This window comes from Chimaeribacter coloradensis, from assembly GCF_002858715.1.
Taxonomy (GTDB): Bacteria; Pseudomonadota; Gammaproteobacteria; order Enterobacterales; family Enterobacteriaceae; genus Chimaeribacter; species Chimaeribacter coloradensis.
Genome location: NZ_PJZH01000004.1, coordinates 165,400 through 180,241, shown reverse-complemented (window position 1 = coordinate 180,241; position 14,842 = coordinate 165,400). Strand labels below are relative to the sequence as shown.

Below are 14,842 nucleotides of genomic sequence, written 5' to 3'. Positions count from 1 at the left end.
TTCACCGCCTTCCTGAAAGCGGTTGCGCGCCGGGCTCAGAATCTCTTTATATAGTGCTTTCACACAGGAGAGAGTGCAGATGATTGAGATGACACAACTTTTGCCGTTTGCGGCGATTGCGCTGGGCCTGGTGCTCACCCCCGGCCCCAATATGATTTACCTGATTTCACGCTCGATCTGCCAGGGGCGAAAAGCGGGGTTGATCTCCCTGGCCGGGGTCGCGCTGGGTTTTGTGTTCTATATGCTGTGCGCAGCGCTGGGCATTACCGCACTGTTGATGGCGGTGCCCTTTGCGTATGACGCCCTGCGCATCGGTGGGGCGATCTATCTGCTCTATCTCGCCTGGCAGGCGGTGAAACCGGGCGGGCGCTCCCCATTCCAGCTCCGGGCGCTGACACCGGACAGCCCCCGCCGCCTGTTTCTAATGGGGCTGGTGACCAACCTGCTGAACCCGAAAGCCGCGGTGCTCTATCTCTCGTTGTTGCCGCAGTTTATTGTGCCGGCTCACGGCCATGTGCTGGCGCAATCCGTGACGCTGGGGGTGACCCAGATTGCCATCAGCATGACGGTGAATGCGGCGATCGCCCTCTGCGCCGGTACGCTGGCAACGTTCCTGGCCGGGCGGCCGTTATGGCTGCGCGTGCAGCGCTGGCTGATGGGCACGGTACTGGCCGCGCTGGCATTACGGATGGCCGCTGATAACCGCAGTTAATGGTGTGGAAAAGCGTGCGGAAAGCGGGTGCCAGCACAAGGTGCTGATCTGCCCGCTTTGGGATATTTCACTTGAATTTTCTGAGATTCTGCGGTTTGGCTAAAGTTATTCACAGAAACGGGGGATAACTCTGTGCGTTACTTGGGTGAGACCTTGCATGGTTTTTATCGGGCCGCTCGCCCGGCCCCGCTCAGCCCTTGGCGGGCGCGCGTTTGCAGCGGGCGTTCACTTCCGCCATCACCGCTTTCTGGCTGACTTTGTCACCAATGGTTTTGTACCAGCCCGCCAGCTTGCGCAGATCCGGCAGGGCCACCTTTTCCGCCTTGTCATAGGCGAGCAGCTTCTCACGGTACTCTTCAAAGATTTCAATACAGTTGCGCGCCCACTCGCCTTCCATATCAGACCCGACCGTCGCCCGCGGGCGGCGCGGCAGACGGGGGCGCAGCGGTTTGGTGGCTTCCGGGCAGGACTCATCCATATAGGCAAATTTCACGGCAATCACCGTGCGGCCGCTTTTAATCGGTTCCCAGACCACGGAGATATCGGTATTGGCGTTAATGCGGTTGATGGTCGGCTCCAGCAGCTTCTGGCGGAAGTCGCGGTAGTCCTCATATTTTCCTGCCAGCCCGGCCTTTTCACGCATCCAGGCGAGATCCAGCGTCACCTCAATGGCTTTGGTGCTGCGGCGGCCATAGAGGTTCTTCGCCTTGATCAGCCAGCCATAAAGCCTGACGGAAAAAGGGGTGTCGAGCTTGGCAATGTTGGTGAAGTTGAGCTTGGTGAAGGACTCTTTCAGCTCATAAAGATAAGGGGCAACGTCCTGGCCGAACCGCAGCACCACGGCGCTGTGGTCATCGCTGCTGACATACTCCAGGCGTGAAAACCAGGAGAGCTGCACCGTGCGGATTTTGCCGGTTTTGCCATCGGGCTTATAGATGGTGACCGGCTTTTTCATCAGGCTTTCCGCCGCTTCGCGCAACTGCCGGTGGCTGCTTGAAGGGTTGACCCCATAGATGCGCTGATAATCCTGCGGAAAAAGACGGTAGAGGGTATCCGGTTGAGGTTTCCTGCTGTCAATTTGCGCCAGCGCCAGGTTGAGTAACCGCATCTCATCCAGCGTGACGCTGTACGCGCCCTCCAGGAGATCGTTACCCTGAACCACAGTCAGTTTGTTGAGTTCCATGAAGCAGGATCCTAAGTGGAATGTCTTTAAATTATTCCACATAAAAAATAGTGGCGTAAAGAAAAAACAGCCCGTGTAACTGATTGAATTACAATTAATTTTAGCGAGGATCGTTTTTCAGGGACAGGAAATTCCTCCACATAAGGTTTTTGGGATGTTCAGGGAATGTTACCCGGCTGTGCTTTTTTCCTCCCCAAAACAACAGGAAATTTCTCCACCTTTGGCCCTGGTACCCGGTCGGCACAATCATGGCCCGCGGCTTAGCCGGTTAAGCCCCCCTGCCCCGCGCACATGAAATCCCTCCACATATCGTTCAGGCCGGCGTGCAACCCGCAGAAAGCGGCACCGCTAACAGGAAATCTCTCCACATAACCGGCGGCCTTGCTCTAAGCAGTGGGTTCAGGCAAGCGGTGATCGGAAGCGCCGATAGGCGAACCGCACAACATGAAATTCCTCCACCTATGGAATCCAGCTCTCATCCCTGTGCTTCGCCGCCTTTCCCGCCCTGCCAGGGGCATGAAATCTCTCCACGTACGATCAGGTTACGGGTTCACGTAAAACCGGGTGCTCACTAACAGGAAATCACTCCACGTATCGCGGTAACAACATCGCGTTGCAGGGAGAGAAAAGCCATCCACAGGCAACATGAAATCTCTCCACCTATGAGGCGAAGAAATTAGACAGGAAATTATTCCACATGATGGTTTCTGTCAGGCTGAGGGGGTGCGGGCTTAGTGTACATCTGAAGAGGCGCTTTTCACTTTCCCGGTAAGTGCCAAAAAACGCAGCAGGAAATCTCTCCACATAAGAACTGTCTGAGAGCAGGCTGGATAATGTTCCCTTCCCCGATCAAGAAAACGGGTTAATTTTTAACCGGTTATTAAGAGAATATGTAAAACGATCCGGTAACAGCACTGTTCTGAAAAAAGGGGCTCAGGCGGGCGCGGAAGCATGAAATCTCTCCACCCTGGAGGATCCGGCTAAAAAACAAAACTGCAACAAATAGCTAAAAAAGAGGCAAAATGATCCGGATTTGGCAAAAGTTATCAACAGGAAAAAACTCCACATATAAAAACTTAGCAAGATCATCAAGTTATCCACAGGAAATCTTTCCACATTAAGCATGAAATCCCTCCACATATAACATGAAATCTCTCCACGTGTGGCATGAAATCTCTCCACATATCGCGTTATAATCCTTTGATCTTAAATGCGAAAAAGGGGCCTTAAAGAGAAAGATCTAAACTAAAAAAGAAACAAACCATTATGATGATCCTGGATCAAACAGCGATCGTTTAAGGCAGGATCTCAGTTCTGAAGGGGGGATCGGGCGTTTCAGAACATCAGGGCCAGAGCGGCCCTGGGAGAGAATTACTGCTCGTTATGGGCCAGCCAGCCCTGGATCAACTCGGTCAGGACGTCACGCATTTCACGATCCTTCATGAAGCAGGTCGTCTTGAAACGGCGGTGAAGATCCTCGTCAATGTTGGTCTGAAGTTTCTTCTGCGCGGCAGAAGGCTTTGCCACGGCATCCAGGGCCGTAGACAGCTGTTTGTGTTGACCCAGTTTCATTTTCAATTGAGCAGCTCCAGAATCTCTTTGGTCATGATTTCAATTTCACCCTTGGCATTGCCGTCAGTGGTATCAAAAACCGTGCCACCGTCCAGCATGGTGCGGATATAGACCTGTCGTTGGGTCGTGCCGGTCTTCAGCGCCGGAACGCCGGTATCCGCAATCGACTCTTTCAGCACGTCAAGCATCTTGGCTGACGCCACTTTTTTGGTGATCAGGAAGCGGGCGATGATAGGTTGCAGGTTTTCACGCGCCTCAACCACCGCCAGAATCGCACCACAGGCCGCAAAATCCAACGGTGAGGGGGTAACAGGGATCAGCACCAGATCGCTCACCATGACCGCGGCAGAAGAGATTGCTGAGATCGCCGCTGCCCCGTCGATGACCACATAGTCATACTCTTTGAGCTGCTTACGAACGGTATAGACCTCTTTCTCAGACGCCGCCTCCGCCAGATCAAACAGGCATTTCTCCTCTTCGTACCAGTTGCTGATACTGCCCTGAGGGTCGGTATCCACCATCACCACCTTGTGGCCCTGCCGCGCCAGACAGGTGGCGATGTTGATGGACGTGGTGGTTTTCCCTACCCCACCCTTTCCGTTGAGGAAAGAGATGATTTTTGCTGCCATGAGCTCACCTTAATAATCTCAGGATTCCAGGATTCTAGGATTCCGTAATCCCAGGATTCCAGGATGGCGGATCAGGCCATCACTATAATAAAAGTTAACACGCTGTTCAATCATATGATTCTGGAATCCTATAATCCTGGGATTCCAGAATCCTGGGGCAAATGCCCGTATAGCCTGCATTTGTAGCATAAAATAGCCCGCGATAATCCTGGGATTCCAGAATCCTGGAATCCTGAGAGGCCCGGATCAGGCCGTGATAACCAGGCATTTGTAACAAACCGCCCAAGAGGCTGTTGACAGGAAAATGTTGCCTGGAAAAGCCCGTCGCGCTCCTTTCCCTGCCACTTTCACCGGCACCGGTTCCCCCGATGATGGGCCTGCCGGGGCGAATAAATTTGCTGCCCGCCAGGCCTGTTTAGTGAACAGAGTGAAGAAAAGATGTAATCAAATTGCACATGGCGCATTTTTCAACGTACTGCTTACCCCCCTCAAAATCACATTTTTTTAACCATGATTTTGCTCCACGTTGGCAGAGAAAACCGGGGCAATTTCAGTGATAAATCGCTTTTCTCATCATTCTTATTTTTTCAGCATCCTTGGCTAAGGGCACGGCACCCTGCACACCTAAACGATGGCTTAGCAGGAAAATCATTAACAGGATGATCTTCGAGGCACCCGGGCTTAGTGTACAGCGCGGCTGAGACGGTGTTTCAGGAAAGCAGCGCCAGGAAGGGGGGCAAATCCCCAGGGCAAAATGGCTCAGAAAAAAATAAAAAAAGCGAGGAAAATCTGTAGAAATAACCGCCTAAAGGCCCGCGCCTGTCCGGGGCTGAGGTGATCACCAAGACTTTCGTTTACCGTAAAGCGGGAGAAAAGAGCGGGCGGTTCCTTCACCTGATGGCTGCCGGCACGGCGATATGTGGAGGAATTTCCTGTAGGGGCAGGGAAGGTGTCGGCGGAAAGGGGAACATGATAGTTGCTATCAGCATCCTATAATCCTGGCATCCCAGGATTATAGGATGCTGGGATGCCAGGATACTCAGCACGCTGCGTTAAAAACAGGTTGCTTCTGCGATCGCCTGACACCATGCTGGTCAGCATCTCAGCATCTCAGCATCTCAGCATCTCAGCATCTCAGCATCTCAGCATCTCAGCATCTCAGCATCTCAGCATCCCAGCATCCCAGCATCCCAGTATCTTGGTATCCCAGTATCCTGGGATGCCGGAACGGTATAACAGGAAATCTTTCCACCTATCTTTCTCAATGCGTCAGCCCCGTAAAAGACGTGCACCTGAGAAGGTGCATTTTCTGGAGTGACACTATTCAGGCAGTTATCGCGCTCTTTATCTTCATGTGGAAAGATTTCATGGGATGAAGGTAATGCTGGCAAGATAAGGCTGGACATGCCCATAAAACCCGCCATCCTGGGATTACAGGATTACAGGATTACAGGATTACAGGATTACAGGATTACAGGATTACAGGATTACAGGATTACAGGATTATCTTAGCGCGGCGTGTCCTGCTTTTTAACCGGCATCAGCTGCTCGGCCAGGGTTGTCCACAGGGTAATACCGGTCTCCATCAGATTGTCATTAAAGTCATAGTGGGCACTGTGCAGGGAAGGGGAGGGGCAGGCACCGTCAGCGCCCAGCCAGAAATAGGCACCGGGGCAGGCTTGCAGCATAAAAGCGAAATCTTCAGACGCCATCGACGGATTAATACCAAAGGTCACGTTGGACTCCCCGACCGCCTGTTGCGCGGCCCGGGATACCTGTTCCGCCCAGTGGGCATGGTTCATGGTCACCGGGTAACCACGCTGATAGTCCATGCTGCCGCGCACCCCGAAAGATTGGGGCAGGTAGGTGACGAACTCCCCAATCAGCTTTTCAACCCGATCGCGCACCGGGGACTGCAAACAGCGCACCGTGCCCTTGAGCACGGCCTGCTCCGGGATGACATTGATCGCTTCCCCTGCGCTCAGCTGCGTCACGCTGATGACGGCAGAATCAAGCGGGGAGAGCCGCCGTGCAGGAATGGTTTGCAGCGCCAGAATCAGCTCTGCGGCCGCGACCAGCGGGTCCGCGCCCTCATCCGGCATCGCGGCATGGCAGCCCTTGCCGGTCAGGGTGACTTCAAAGGTATCCAAGGAGGCCATCATCGCGCTGCTGTTTAACGCGACATGCCCCAGGGGCAATCCCGGCCAGTTATGCAAACCAAAAATGGCCTCCATCGGGAACAGGCGGAATAAGCCCTCTTCAATCATTCTGCGCGCCCCTGCCAGGTTCTCTTCCGCCGGCTGGAACACCAGGTGCAGCGTGCCGCTGAAGCGGCGTGTCTGGCTGAGATATTTCGCCGCCGCCAGTAACATCGCCGTATGGCCGTCATGGCCGCAGGCGTGCATCTGGCCGGGGATTTGTGACGCATAGGGCAGGTCTGCGTTCTCGGCAATCGGCAGGGCATCCATATCGGCCCGGAAGCCGATAACCGGGCCGGGGCCATTACGTAACGTTCCCACTACGCCGGTACCGCCCAGGCCGCTGTAAACCTCACACCCAAAGGTTTTCAGCAAAGCAGCAATCTGCCGGGCGGTTTTATGCTCCTGAAAACCAAGCTCAGGCCAAGCATGAAACTGGTGGCGCCAGGCAATGGCTTCATCGATCAGCGCGCGTGAGAGTGTCATGGCAAGGCTCCTGTCTGCTTATTATCAGGCCCGGATAAGGGCAGGTATCAATGGCGTCAACACGGTGAGGGCGGCCATAAACTCACGTTAACGCAATGTATCAAGCATAGAGTACGGGAAAAGGGCTGGGAAACGAATTTATCTCTTCCCGCTGCCTGGCGTTTTTTCAGCCAGCCAGGGGGTAAAAATGCCTGGGCTTTTCTTTGCTTATATCACCTGGCGCTGTCAGCATTTTTCCGGCACAGGTTTTAAGGTGAAAAGAGATAATGCCGCGCCCGGCGGGATCGGGCCGATATTGTAAAAATGCGTCAGCCAATCCTTCCCGCCGGGTACCCTATTGCTGCCGGTGCATTAACAGATTTAGCAAGATGATTTTCAGGAAAAATGTATAAAGTGTGACGGCTCTGCTAATGGCGGTGCCGTTCAGGCAGCATGTTGATATAGCCCGACGGTGGCCGCCAATAATTATTGTACCGGTGCAGGGTTGCACCTTCTCAGTGGGCTGTTGCATCCCCTTTATGGATTATCCCGGCGGCCGGTGAAGCGCGGCGTGCTCTTTTATGCCGGAAGTAAGGGATCATGTTACACAGGGAAAATTAAGATTAACCCTAAAATGTTCAGGGAAGTGTGCTATGGCGTCGATAATTCTGCGCGGCAGCACCGTGGCGGATGTTGTGTTATCAATGGGAAAAATAGCGGTTTTTTAATGGCATTGCGTCAGGCTGCGCCATTATACGGCCGGCGAGTAATCACCGGGGCCTCTGCGGTTTTTCAGCCTATTTCCCGGATAATTTGGGTTATTGCGCAGAGATAAAAAAAACGGCCTGATCGTCTCAGGCCGTTTAATGTGTTCAGGACAACAGAAAAATGCTGTCGCCTGAACAAAGATATGAGGAGCGCACGCGAAGGAGCGACCTGATAATTCAAAAATTACTGTTGAATCAGGAAGCTTTCTAAGGTTTTGCCTGCGTCCAGCGCTTCTTTAATCGCAGCCGGGGTGCGGCCCTGGCCGGTCCAGGTTTTCAGCTCGCCTTTTTCATCTTTGTATTCATATTTAGCCGGGCGCGGCGCGCGCTTGGCTTTGCCGGTTTTGCTTTTGTTGGCTTCTGCGGCCATCAGGTCGCTTGGATCAATACCATCAGCCAGCAGCATTTCACGGTATTTTGCTAATTTGTCTTCGCGCTCTTTTTGTTCTGCGATCATGGATTGTTCTTCATCACGACGCTCAGAGACCACGGACTCCAATTTGGAGAGCATCTCTTCCAGGTCTTGCAAAGAAACTTCGCGGGCTTGCGCACGCAGAGTACGAATGTTGTTCAGAACCTTCAAAGTATCGCTCATATCATATCCATTAGTTTAGTTAAACCAGCTATAACGCGCATACTATTGAGTGACCGATGTCGCGTTGTTTCTTTGATATAATTGTAAACATAACTCTGCCTATTAGGCAAAGGATGATTGTAAAAAAAAGCGTAAAAAATTCTATTTCTTTTTGCCGGATTATATAGCGCCGGTAATGCCGCTTAAATCCGGGAATTTATAGAAACGGCGCAGCCATTACCCCAAACAGGTATATTGCCCCGGCAGGGCCTTTTGCCAATGCAGAAAGGCAATGTTATGCCGTCACCGGTTTTAGCAAACTGTGCGTATTAGTGCAGTTAACCGGATAAATGACCCCGGTTGTTGAGGATGCATTGAGTGGATTTACTTATTGGTGCCGCTTTCTTAACGCAATTCGGGGAGAGCCGCCTTTCTGTTTTACCGGCACCCTTTCCCCTTTTATCGCGTTAACGGGAATAGAAACCCACAGGCCGCCGCCGGCGGAATGGCTATTTCAGCCGGGGTATTGCCCGGCACGGGCAGATTAATCTCAGGCAGCAATTCTGTTTTAACACAAATTACCGGGCGGCCGACGGCCTATTTCAGGGGCATTAGCAGAGGGGTCCCGCCCGGCATGGAAAAGCGGGGCGGGGCAGGTAACCGGCTCATCATGAAGGCATTGCCGGGCAAGGGCGCGCCCCGGCAGCGGGTTAACCGTAATGCTGCTGGTGGGCTTTTTTGCGGCGCTGGTAATCCTCATCTTCCCGCAGGCGATCCCAATAGGCTTTAAATACCGCCGCAGCGGCAGCTTTCTCCTCATTCACGGTATAAGGCAGGACGTTACGCGCCTCATCATATTTGCGGCCGCCTTTGTGGTTGGCGTAGCGCCGTGCGCGTGTATACCCCATCTGGATGAACTTACGCGCCATATCCATACCGACAAAGTCATCCTGCTGCCGGTACTGCTCAAACAGCTGGTAAATCGCCTCGGCGGACTCTTTGGCGATGGCGACCGTGCGGAAGCGCCAGTAAGGCAGGATTTCACTTTTATAAGGCTCCACCAGCAACACGCCCTGTTCGCCGCGCCCCACCTGGTAACACTCGGGGTGAAGGCGGAAATCGAGGGTGGTGAAGTCCTGTTCATAGTTGAAGGGCGGCATAGGCATAGGAAATAAACGGCTCCTGAAGGGGTGAGGTTTACTTTAAGCGTAGCAAATGGCGGCAGGGGCAAAAAAAACGGGAGCCAGAAAGGCTCCCGTAGAGGATGTGATGGGCGGGCTGTCAGCCGGCGCTGGGTTCGGTAGCAGCCGGTGCACTTTCAGCAGGGGCAGGGGTTTCACCGTTGACCGGCTGGATCACCGGCGGCTGCGGCACGCCCTGCTGCTGAGGTTCTGCCTGCGGCTGCGGCTCAGCCTGAGGCTGTTCAGCGTCACCCGGCTGCACCTGAGGCTGCGCTTCCTGCAGGCCGTTCACTTTCACCGGCATCCCGGAGCGGGTCTGGATCGCCTGATCCACATCCGTGGTGTTGACGCTGGCGTCGCTTAGCACGTTGCTGACTACCGGGGTCAGGGTAATCGGCACCGGCTGGGTTGATTTCCACTGCTCTTCATTCTGGGAGAGCGGGTTGTGTACTTCAACGTAGCGGGAACCGTCAGGCTCCACGGTGGCTTTTACCGGCTCATCGATAAACTGCACGCGGGTGCCGACCGGCACATTCTCGAACAGCCATTTGATGTCATCCGCACGCAGGCGCACGCAACCGTGGCTGACGCGCAGACCGATGCCGAAGTTGGCGTTGGTGCCGTGGATGGCATACAGGCGGCCCACATAAAGCGCGTAGAGGCCCATCGGGTTATCCGGGCCGGCCGGGAAGACGTCCGGCAGGGTTTCACCGCGCGCTTCATATTCGGCGTGCATCGCTTTGGTCGGCGTCCAGGTCGGGCCATCTTTTTTGCGCTGAACAGAGGTCACCCAGTTCACCGGCGTGTCTTTGCCCAGCTCACCGATGCCGATAGGCAGCACCACCACGGTGTTGGTGCCTTTCGGGTAGTAGTAGAGGCGCATTTCGGCGCTGTTGATCACGATGCCTTCGCGCGGGGCGTCCGGCAGGATCAGCTGGTGAGGAATAACCAGCTTGCCGGGCTGCGGCAGCAGCGGATCGACGCCGGGGTTGGCTTCCATCATGTTGCTCAGGCCCATCTGGAACTGGGCAGCGAAGTGCTCCAGCGGATCGGTGCTGCCTTTCGGCACATCAATGACAATGTTCTCACCCACCAGGCGGCTGTTTTTAGCCGGCAGCGGATACACGACCGCAAAGGCCGCCTGACTGTAGGCGGCCACTGCGAAAATCACGGTGAATAATGCGCGTATGCTCATAGTGTCGTTTCGTTGATTGTTATGCCAAATGGCAGAGGGTTGAAGTCATGGCCGGGCGCCAGGCGCCAGCTGCTCGTGTAGTTTTACCAAGTCATGCTAAAAAGAAAGATGTGTAACCAATCACATTTTTGGGCTGTGATTATAGAGATTTATTGCCTTACCGCCACTGTTTGTTAAACAAACAGATTAACTCATCTTATATCAGATTTTTTAACAGCCGCAATTTGCCTGAATTCCCCCCACTGCCCTGTAAATAGCCCGCCCACCGGCATAAAACGCGTGAAATCTGCTTCCGGTCACAAACTCCGGACAAAGTAAGATTTCGTAAATCAACGGTTAATTTTCTCAATTTCGCCTTTCACGGCACGCCACCATACTCATTCCGGCAACGTCACTGTAACACCCTGCGTTTTGCAGGCGTGCTGCACGCAGTGGCGATCAGCCAACAACACGCCGCCCTGCCGGGCAGGCGGAATACCGTCAAAAAATAACGCGGTGGCCGGGTGGCCGTTATCTTTTTGACCTCAATTGAGAAGATAACCATGACCCGTTTCCCTGCTCTCTCTGTGACTGACAAAATAGGCTATGGCCTGGGCGATATGGCCAGCGCGCTGGTGTGGCAAACCGCCACGCTGTTTCTGGCCTACTTCTATACCGATGTCTTTGGGCTGCCGGCGGCCATTATGGGCACCATGTTCCTGGTGGTGCGCGCGGTCGATGCGCTGATCGACCCCTGCATCGGCACGCTGGTGGACAGGACGCAGACCCGCCACGGCAAATTCCGCCCCTGGCTGCTCTGGATGGCGATCCCGTTCGGCGTCTGCTGCCTGATCACCTTCTACGTGCCGCCGGTCTCCGCCACGCTGAAAATTGTCTACGCCTGCCTGACCTACAGCCTGCTGAGCCTGGTCTACTCCGCCATCAATGTGCCCTATTGCGCGATGCCCGGCTCCCTGACGCTCGACCCGCGCGAACGGCACTCGCTGCAATCCTGGCGGTTTGCGCTCTCCTTTATCGGCGGGCTGGTGGTGACGGTGGTCGCCCTGCCGCTGGTGGACTGGCTGGGTGAGGGCAACCCGCAGCGCGGCTACTTCTATGCGATGGGGTTGATGGGGCTGCTCGGCATCGGGCTGTTTTTCGCCTGCTTCCTGATGACCAAAGAGCGCTACCCCGCGCCGCCGGGGGCGCACAGCCTGCTGGGTGACCTGAAGGTGCTGGCGCAGAACCGCCAGTGGCGGCTGGTGTTCGTGTTCAACATCCTGCTGCTGGTGGCGGTGGTGACGCGCGGCTCGGCCACCATCTACTACGTGAAATATGTGATGCTGCGGCCTGAGCTGATTTTCGCCTTTATCGTCTCCGGGATGCTGGCGGCGCTGTTCGGCGCGCTGCTGTCAGAGCGGCTGCTCGGCAAATTTGACCGGGTGCGCGCCTATCAGTGGACGATCGCCGCGTATGTCCTGATCGGCGGGCTGATCTTTTTTATCCCGCCCTCTGCCGTCTGGCTGATTTTCACCATCAATATTGTGTTCAGCTTTGTGCAGAACCTCTCCACCCCGTTGCAGTGGGCAATGTTCTCTGACGTCGTCGACTATGAAGAGCACCGCAGCGGCCGCCGGCTCGACGGCCTGGTCTTCTCTACCGCGCTGTTTGCCATCAAGTTCGGCCTGGCGCTGGGCGGCGCGCTGGTGGGCTGGGTGCTCGGCATGGTGGATTACCTGCCCAACACCGCCCAGCAGCCTGCCGGGGTGATACTGACGATCAATGCGCTGTTTACCCTGGTGCCCTCGGTGCTGTTTATCGCGATGGCGCTGCTGCTGTTCGCCTACAAACTCAATAGCCGCTATGTGCGGGAGATCGCCGCCACACTGGCGAAAAAACGCGGCCATACCGAACCGGACACCGTGCCGGCACCCGGTTCCGTCCATGCTTAATAAGGAGAGTAATGATGCCCTGTCTCTATAAGGATGCCGCGCAGCCGATTGCGGCGCGCGTGCAGGATCTGTTGTCCCGTATGACAGAGGAAGAGAAATATGCCCAGATGCACGCCTTCTGGCTGATCCTGTCGCCCGACGGCCGGCACCGCAGCCGCCGCGACCTGAGTGATGATTTCGCCGGGTCCGCCGACGCTGATGATCTCGCGGCGCGCCTGGCGCTCGGCATCGGCCAGATCACCCGCCCGCTGGGGACGCACATCGTGGAGGCGAAAGAGGGGGTACGGGCGCTGAACCGGCTGCAAAAGACGCTGGTGGAAGAGACGCGCCTCGGCATCCCAGCGATGTTCCACGAGGAGTGCCTGGTCGGGCTGCTGTGCAAAGACGCGACACTGTTCCCCTCTTCGCTGAGTTACGGCGCAACCTGGGACCCGGAACTGGTGGAGCAGGTGGCGGCCGCCATCCGCGCCGAGGCGCAGAGCATCGGCTGCCATCAGGGGCTGGCCCCGGTGCTGGACGTCTCGCGCGACGTGCGCTGGGGGCGCACCGAGGAGACCTTCGGCGAAGACCCCTATCTGGTGGGCAAAATGGCGACCGCCTATGTGCGCGGGTTACAGGGGCCAAAACGCGATTTGCTGGCGACGCTGAAACACTATGTCGGCCACTCCTTCAGCGAAGGCGCGCGCAACCATGCGCCGGTGCATCTGGGGTTCCGCGAACTGAATGACACCTTCCTGCTGCCGTTTGAGATGGCGGTCAAACTCGCCAACGCCGGGTCGGTGATGCCCGCGTACCATGACATCGACAACCAGCCGTGCCACAGCGACGCCTTCCTGCTGACGGAGGTGCTGCGCAACCGCTGGGGCTTTGACGGCCTGATCGTGGCGGACTACGGCGGCGTCAGCCTGCTGCACCAGCATCACGGCGTCAGCGCGGATGCGGCGGAGTCCGCCGCGCTGGCCTTTAATGCCGGGCTGGATATTGAGCTGCCGAAGGATGACTGCGCCCGCCATCTGGCAGAGGCGCGGCAGCGCGGGCTGATTTCCGCAGAAAAGATTGATGAAATCGTGGCGCGCATTCTGCACGAGAAGTTCCGGCTCGGGCTGTTTGAGCACCCCTATGCCGACGAGAACGACGTCTCGCTGCAACGCGGGACAACGCGGCAACTGGCCTGGCAGGCGGCGGTGCGTGCCGTGACGATGCTGGAAAATAACGGCATCTTGCCGCTGAGGCCGCAGGCGGGGCAGAAGATCGCGGTGATCGGCCCGACAGCGGACGATCCGCTGGCGCTGCTCAGCGGTTACAGCTTCCCGGTGCATTTGATCATCAGTGACATGGCGGCGCAGGCTGACGTCACCACGCCGTTGCAGGCGCTGCGTGATTGCTACGGCGAGGCAGCGATCCACTACGCCAAAGGGTGCCATATCCTTGAGCAGCGCACGGCGGGCGCGCCGGTCTTCCCGGGGGACAGCGGCACCCCGCTGCAACACTCGCCGGTGTCGCAGGATACCCGTCTTATCGCTGATGCGGTGGCACAGGCGCAGGCGTGCGAGGTGGCGCTGGTGTTTGTCGGCGATCTGGCCGGGCTGTTCCAGAGCGGCACGGTGGGCGAAGGGTCAGACACTGACAGCCTGCAACTGCCGGGCGTACAGCAGCAGCTGCTGGAAGCGGTGGTTGCCACCGGCACGCCGACCATCGCCATCCTGACCGGCGGCCGCCCCTATTTCCTGAACGGGGTGGAAGAGAAGCTGGCGGGCTACCTGGCGGCGTTCGCGCCGGGGCAGGAGGGCGGCCGCGCCATCGCCGATGTGCTCAGCGGGCGCGAGCTGCCGTCAGGGCGGCTGGTGCTTTCGGTGCCGAAAAGCGCCGGGGCGATGCCCTACTACTACAACCATAAGCTGAAAAGCGGCGGCACCCCCATCGCTTTCAGCTTCGGCGCGCGCTACCCCTTTGGCTACGGCCTGAGCGGCACCACCTTCCACTACGGGGATCTGCAACTGGCGGAAGCGTCCGTCCCCAGCCGGGACGGCACGGTCACGGCGCAGCTGCGCATCACCAACAGCGGCGACCGGCCGGGCAGCGAGGTGGTGCAGCTCTATGTCAAAGACCGGCTCGCCTCGCTGGTGCGGCCGGTGCATGAGCTGAAAGCGTTCCAGCGTGTGGAATTGCAACCGGGGGAGAGCGCCCAGCTCACCTTCTTCCTGCCGACGGACATGCTCAACTTCACCGATGCGCAGGGCGACCGGGTGGTGGAGCCGGGCGAGTTTGAGCTTCAGGCAGGCGCGTCCAGCGCGGACATCCGCGCCCGCGCCGTGGTCACGGTCACGGGCAGCCTGTACAAACTGCCGACACAGTGGCGCATGGAGAGCCACTGTGAGGTGGCGTTCCCGCGCTGAGGAACGGCGCGCATAAAAAAAGCCCGGCATCTGCCGGGC

At 56.7% G+C, this 14,842-nt stretch carries 10 protein-coding genes; 3 read left to right on the top strand and 7 right to left on the bottom strand.

Translation table 11 applies throughout. The features are described 5' to 3' along the window. Positions 1-79 precede the first annotated feature (79 nt). Positions 80-712: a LysE family translocator gene (locus tag CYR32_RS07140; protein ID WP_101823706.1), complete on the top strand. Its 633-nt coding sequence runs from the start codon at positions 80-82 to the stop codon at positions 710-712. A 190-nt stretch (positions 713-902) separates the two neighbouring features. Here CYR32_RS07140 and CYR32_RS07135 read toward each other — a convergent pair whose 3' ends face one another. The 7 genes from CYR32_RS07135 to CYR32_RS07100 all read right to left on the bottom strand — a co-directional run bounded on the left by CYR32_RS07135 (position 903) and on the right by CYR32_RS07100 (position 10,476). Next, the gene (locus CYR32_RS07135) at positions 903-1,895 is read right to left on the bottom strand and encodes a replication initiation protein (RefSeq protein WP_101823705.1); all 993 of its coding nucleotides are present in this window, start codon (positions 1,893-1,895) and stop codon (positions 903-905) included. A gap of 1,371 nt (positions 1,896-3,266) precedes the next feature. Then, a complete protein-coding gene (locus tag CYR32_RS07130) occupies positions 3,267-3,467 on the bottom strand; it encodes a plasmid partition protein ParG (protein WP_241523765.1) in 201 nt (66 codons plus the stop codon). 2 nt (positions 3,468-3,469) lie between these two features. Beyond that, positions 3,470-4,096: a ParA family partition ATPase gene (gene parA, locus CYR32_RS07125; protein WP_101823703.1), complete on the bottom strand. Its 627-nt coding sequence runs from the start codon at positions 4,094-4,096 to the stop codon at positions 3,470-3,472. A 1,508-nt stretch (positions 4,097-5,604) separates the two neighbouring features. Next, positions 5,605-6,780: a M20 aminoacylase family protein gene (locus CYR32_RS07115; RefSeq protein WP_101823701.1), complete on the bottom strand. Its 1,176-nt coding sequence runs from the start codon at positions 6,778-6,780 to the stop codon at positions 5,605-5,607. A gap of 930 nt (positions 6,781-7,710) precedes the next feature. Next, on the bottom strand, positions 7,711-8,121 hold the full coding sequence (locus CYR32_RS07110) for an H-NS family histone-like protein (RefSeq protein WP_101823700.1): 411 nt from the start codon (positions 8,119-8,121) through the stop codon (positions 7,711-7,713). A 689-nt stretch (positions 8,122-8,810) separates the two neighbouring features. After that, positions 8,811-9,260, bottom strand: a complete 450-nt coding sequence (locus CYR32_RS07105; RefSeq protein WP_101823699.1) for a DUF4385 domain-containing protein — start codon at positions 9,258-9,260, stop codon at positions 8,811-8,813. Positions 9,261-9,381: 121 nt separating this feature from the next. Next, a complete protein-coding gene (locus CYR32_RS07100) occupies positions 9,382-10,476 on the bottom strand; it encodes a L,D-transpeptidase family protein (RefSeq protein WP_101823698.1) in 1,095 nt (364 codons plus the stop codon). 542 nt (positions 10,477-11,018) lie between these two features. On the opposite strand from CYR32_RS07100, the gene CYR32_RS07095 reads away from it, so the two are divergent. After that, positions 11,019-12,407 (top strand): glycoside-pentoside-hexuronide (GPH):cation symporter, encoded by a 1,389-nt coding sequence (locus CYR32_RS07095; RefSeq protein ID WP_101823697.1) that lies wholly within the window; start codon positions 11,019-11,021, stop codon positions 12,405-12,407. 14 nt (positions 12,408-12,421) lie between these two features. Then, entirely contained in the window at positions 12,422-14,803 is a 2,382-nt protein-coding gene (locus CYR32_RS07090; protein ID WP_101823696.1) for a glycoside hydrolase family 3 N-terminal domain-containing protein, read from the top strand. Positions 14,804-14,842 lie beyond the last annotated feature (39 nt).